Genomic DNA, 238 nt, shown 5'->3' with positions numbered 1-238 from the left:
CCATCGTATCGCAAAGCTCATACTCGAAACTGTCTACTCCTGCATAACCTCGGTTAGGTGTGTAAACAACCTCATCATCCGACGGAGCATTAGTCGTTCCATTGTCATTGATAACAACCTTTCCGTTTTTAGGTTGCGTAACAATAGTCAAGGTTCCTTGCGTAGGTACATGCTCATCATTAGATACTACTTTAACCGTAACAGGTGTATCAACTACCGTCTGTTCAACATCATCTTT

General features: G+C 42.0%; 1 protein-coding gene. It reads right to left on the bottom strand.

Annotated elements, in window-relative coordinates; translation table 11 throughout:
• On the bottom strand, window positions 1-238 hold a 238-nt coding region (locus CCAND38_RS11770; RefSeq protein ID WP_042343366.1), incomplete at both ends, for an Ig-like domain-containing protein.

It is taken from the genome of Capnocytophaga canis, from assembly GCF_000827555.1.
GTDB lineage: Bacteria > Bacteroidota > Bacteroidia > Flavobacteriales > Flavobacteriaceae > Capnocytophaga > Capnocytophaga canis.
Note: the sequence above shows the minus strand (reverse complement) of the source record. Positions and strands in the feature narration are given on the sequence as shown.